This is a genomic window from Ideonella sp. P3_A4 (assembly GCF_056403075.1).
The window spans coordinates 1-4,261 of sequence record NZ_JBFUGE010000525.1; the positions used below are offsets into that span (position 1 = coordinate 1).

The 4,261-nt window shown below is 67.2% G+C and carries 5 protein-coding genes; 3 read left to right on the plus strand and 2 right to left on the minus strand.

Going from position 1 to position 4,261, the window contains the following annotated elements:
• On the minus strand, positions 1–1,388 hold a 1,388-nt coding region (locus AC1DYI_RS28155; RefSeq protein ID WP_477207426.1), incomplete at its 3' end, for a type IV pilus assembly protein FimV.
• 165 nt (positions 1,389–1,553) lie between these two features.
• Here AC1DYI_RS28155 and AC1DYI_RS28160 point away from each other — a divergent pair.
• Positions 1,554–2,333: an oxepin-CoA hydrolase, alternative type gene (locus tag AC1DYI_RS28160; RefSeq protein ID WP_477207427.1), complete on the plus strand. Its 780-nt coding sequence runs from the start codon at positions 1,554–1,556 to the stop codon at positions 2,331–2,333.
• A gap of 18 nt (positions 2,334–2,351) precedes the next feature.
• Here AC1DYI_RS28160 and AC1DYI_RS28165 read toward each other — a convergent pair whose 3' ends face one another.
• The gene (locus AC1DYI_RS28165) at positions 2,352–3,110 is read right to left on the minus strand and encodes a class II aldolase/adducin family protein (protein WP_477207428.1); all 759 of its coding nucleotides are present in this window, start codon (positions 3,108–3,110) and stop codon (positions 2,352–2,354) included.
• Between the two features lie 135 nt (positions 3,111–3,245).
• Here AC1DYI_RS28165 and AC1DYI_RS28170 point away from each other — a divergent pair, with 135 nt between their 5' ends.
• Together AC1DYI_RS28170 and AC1DYI_RS28175 are read left to right on the plus strand one after the other, a co-directional pair.
• A complete protein-coding gene (locus AC1DYI_RS28170; RefSeq protein ID WP_477207429.1) occupies positions 3,246–3,950 on the plus strand; it encodes a Crp/Fnr family transcriptional regulator in 705 nt (234 codons plus the stop codon).
• Between the two features lie 36 nt (positions 3,951–3,986).
• A partial coding sequence (locus tag AC1DYI_RS28175; RefSeq protein ID WP_477207430.1) for a phosphotransferase family protein occupies positions 3,987–4,261 on the plus strand: 275 nt, incomplete at its 3' end.

The following is a 4,261-nucleotide window of genomic DNA, read 5'->3' on the forward strand; positions in this document are numbered from 1 at the left end:
TGCTGCTCCAGGTCCAGCAGTTCTTCGACCGACACCTCGCGCGGAGCCATCGGGTCGCTGGCCGGCGGCTCCACCCTGACGAAGGGCGGCGTCGTGATCACCATGGTGCGCTCGTGGATCGGCTCGGGCTGGAAGCTCACCGGCGGCATCGATGCCGGCGAGCGCGAGCTGATGGTCCCGCCACCCGGTGCCGGCAGGTCGCGCTCCAACGCCAGCGCAGCCGGCAGCGGCGAGGTGTCGGCCGCCTCGTGATGCTCATCCAACTCGCCCAGGTTCGACGGCGGCGGCTCAGCGACCGGGCCGCTGCCCTGACTTCCTGGTTCAGCGGCCAAGGCCGGCTCACCTTCAGGCGACCACCAGTGCGGCGGCACCTCACTCGTCACGTGAGGCTGGTGGCGACGCGAGCGCACTGCCAACCACGCGGCAATGCCCACGGCCAGCAACACCAGCCCGACCAACCAGGGCACAGCGCGGCCGCGGTTCTCGGCTTCGGCCAGGCGGGCCCTCAAGACCCCTGTAGCCTCTCGGCCGGACTGGCTCTCGCGTTGCAGATCAGCAAGGGCTTTTTCCAGCAGGCGCAGCCGTTCGGCATCGGTCACGGCGCCCGCCTCACTCTCGGGCACGCTGGCACCGCCCTCGCCCGCAACCAGCGCCGGGGGCATGAAGATCGGCTCCTCCATGTCGAGCTTCAGCCTGGGACCATCGGCTTCCAGCACCAGGCGTGCGCCGCCGTTGGAGGCCGCCACGGTTTTTGGCCGACTCGGCGAGGCCGCGGTCGCAGGCGTTGTGGCGCGCCTCTTCGTGCTTCGCGCGGCCTTGGGCGCGGCTTGCGCGTGAGCGGACGAGGCCGAACGCGCCGGCTTGCGCGCGCCCTGCACGCTGGCAACTCGCGGGCCGCGCGCCGGTGCCTCGGCCGTGAGCCCGGCCTCATTGGCCACCAGCGGCACCACCCCGCTGGCCGGGGCCGCGACAGTTTCAGGCTCGACCAGTGTGGCGCTTGCCTGGCCGGTCGAAGGCGGGTCGGCAAAGGCCACGAAGCGGCGCGAGAAGCGCTTGTCGCAACCCACCGTCAGGTTGATGTCGAGCACCGGCTCGTCGATCGACACCGATGTCGTGATGCGGGCTACCCAGCCGCCGGAAGCCCCTGAGGGCTCAAGCCGCACGCGGATGCGGTCACGGTTGAGTTGGGTGTCGCCAACGGTGATCTCGGCACTGACGCATTCGGGCTCGACGCGTTCGCCGGGATCGAGCCGCAAGGGAATCGGCAGGCTCAGCGGCTGCCCCAGCACCGCCGACGTCGTCAACCGGCCGAAACCAATGGCCTGAGCCTCGATGGCTAACGCCGCAGTGGCACAGGCAAAGATCAGCGCGGTTGCTCGTTGGGGCATGCCGGCAGGCACTTGTTGTTGCAAGTAGAAAATCACTCTATCAGATTGACCTCGAGAACAGGGCGCTGACATGCCCCTGTGATCCTGGCCCAACGCCTGCCGAATCACAGTGCAAGAATGGTCTTCCGCCGCCGGCCGACGGCGATGTTTTCGCAGCGAGACCCCATGCCTTCCGAACTGCTTACCGCGCAAGAAGACCGCACGCTGATCCTGACTTTGTCGGATCCGGCGACCCGCAACTCCCTGTCACCGCAAGCGGTGACCGCAGCGATCGAGTCGCTGAACCAGGCCGATCAGAACCCCGAGGTGCGCGCGGTGATCCTGCGTGGCGACGGTGCGCACTTCTGCGCCGGTGGCGACCTGAACCGAATCGGCGGCGCGCGCGAGCGGCCGCCCGAGGCGCAAGCTGCGTCGATCGACCTCTTCCACACCCTGGTCGATGCGATGCGCAGCTTCCCGAAGCCGATCATCGCGGCGGTCGAAGGCTTTGCCRCCGGAGGTGGCATGTCGCTTGCCCTGGCGTGCGATCTGATCGTCGCGGCGAGCGATGCGCGCTTCGTGCTCTCGTACGCGAAGGTCGGCTTCTCACCCGACGGTGGCTCGACCTGGCACTTGGCGCGCGCCCTGCCCCGCGCGTTGGCGCTGGAGTTGGCGTGGTTGGCCGAGCCGCAGTCGGCCGAGCGGCTGCATGCGCTCGGCGTGGTCAACCGGCTCGCCGAGCCAGGCCAGGCATTGACTCAGGCCCTGGCTTTGGCACGGCAGCTGTCATTCATGGCACCCAACGCGGTGGCCACGGCGAAAGACTTGATCCAGGCCGCACCGTCGCGCAGCCTGCAAGAGGGGATGAACGCGGAACGCGATGCGTTCGTCACCAACCTCTTCCACCCCAACGGGGGCGAGGGCCTGGCCGCCTTCTTTGGCAAGCGCAAGCCGGACTTCAAGTAGCGGTAGCGCAGCGCTCGACTACATCCCGTAGCCCGGCAGTTCGCGGTCCAGCCGACGTATCAGCCCAGGCCACGCCAGGTTGCCGCCCAGGCCCTTGGTGACCTGCGCCGCCTGCTGGCGCGCGGTCGAGATGATGGCCTGCGGCACCCTCACCAGTTCACCGCCGCCCGACTGCGCGCGGATCTGGATCGCGCACACAGCTTCGAACAGGTACATCGCCTGGAAGGCGTCAGCGATCGTCGAGCCCACGGTCAGCAGGCCATGGTTGCGCAGCATCAGGTAGGTGTTGTCGCCCAGGTCGCGCACCAGGCGCGGTTTCTCGTCGTCGCGCAGCGCCACGCCCTCGTAGTCGTGATAGCCCAGGCTTGCGAGCACGAAGATCGATTGCTGCGAGATCGGCAGCACGCCCTCGCGCTGGGCCGACACGCCCACGCCATTGAGCGTGTGGGTGTGCAGCACGCAATGTGCGTCGTGCCGCGCCGAGTGGATCGCGCTGTGGATCACGAAGCCCGCCGGGTTGACGGGGTACGGCGACTCACTGAGCTTGTTGCCTTCGATGTCCACCTTCACCAGGCTGGAGGCCGTGATCTCCTCGAACAGCATGCCGTACGGGTTGATCAGGAAGGCGTTGTCTTCGCCCGGCACGCGCGCACTGATGTGGGTGAAGACCAGGTCGTCCCAGTGGAACAGCGAGACCAGCCGGTACGCGGCGGCCAGGTCGACGCGGGTTTGCCATTCCTCGGGCGAGCAGATCACAGACGACGCGGGGTGGTGCATGTTGTCTCCTGAAGTCCAAGAAGGGTTGGCGAAGGTGCCGTCTCGTGGCTGCCTCAATGAATCGAGACTGTGACCCTGGTACTGTGGACAATACCGAGAGCAATGATGCGACCGCTGTCGCGTCAGGGACAAATGATGAATACCCCCATTCTTACAATCGACGAGCGACACAACATCGATGCTGGTGCATGGTTTTCAACGCTCTCTGCGACGCTGCGATCAGCCATCCTGGCCAGGGCCACGGTGCGGCGTCTGGCCGACGGCGCGCCGCTCGCAGCACGCGGTTCGCCAGCGGAAGACTGGGTCGGCGTGGCCAAGGGCGCGGTGCGCGTCAGCTCGGTGTCCCTGTCAGGCAAGCAGGTCTCGTTGACCTATGTGGAGCCGGGCACCTGGTTCGGCGACATTGCCTTGTTCGACGGCCTGCCGCGCACGCACGACGCGACCGCGCATGGGCCGACCACGCTGCTGATCATCCGCAAGGCCGACTTCCGCGAGTTGTTGTCGCAGCATGTGGAGCTGTACGACGCGCTGCTGCGCCTGAACTGCCGCCGCCTGCGGCTGATGTTCAACCTGATCGAAGACCTGAACACCAAGCCGCTGGCCGCGCGGCTGGCCAAGCAGTTGCTGCTGCTGGCCAAGAGCTACGGCATCGAGCAAGGCGAAGAGATCCGCATCGGCCTGCAGCTGGCGCAAGAAGACCTGGCGCAGTTGCTGGGTGCTTCGCGCCAGCGCGTGAACCAGGAGCTGAAAGAGCTGGAGCGCGACGGTGTGCTGCGCGTGGAGCCGACGCGGCTGGTGGTGTTGTCGCGCGAAAAACTGATGGCGGTCACCGACCGCTGAACAGAGATCGGTTCACCCGGTCTCGAGGATGAACCGATGGAAGAACAGTACACCGGCACCAAGGCCGTGGCCGCGAGCCACGCCTTCGACGTGGCGGCTTTGGAGACCTACCTCGCCGCCAAGCTGCCGGGCTTTGACGGCCCCTTGAGCGTCGAGCAGTTCAAGGGCGGCCAGTCCAACCCGACCTACAAGCTGGTCACGCCGGGCAAGTCCTATGTGATGCGCAGCAAGCCGGGCCCCGCGGCCAAGCTGCTGCCCTCGGCCCACGCGATCGATCGCGAATTTCGCGTGATGGCCGCGCTGCACGATAC

What these genes read in the sequence shown, in the direction of transcription:
- AC1DYI_RS28165 (WP_477207428.1), bottom strand. Translation starts at nt 3,110, where the DNA reads ATGCACCACCCCGCGTCGTCTGTGATCTGCTCGCCCGAGGAATGGCAA.
- AC1DYI_RS28170 (WP_477207429.1), top strand. Translation starts at nt 3,246, where the DNA reads ATGAATACCCCCATTCTTACAATCGACGAGCGACACAACATCGATGCT.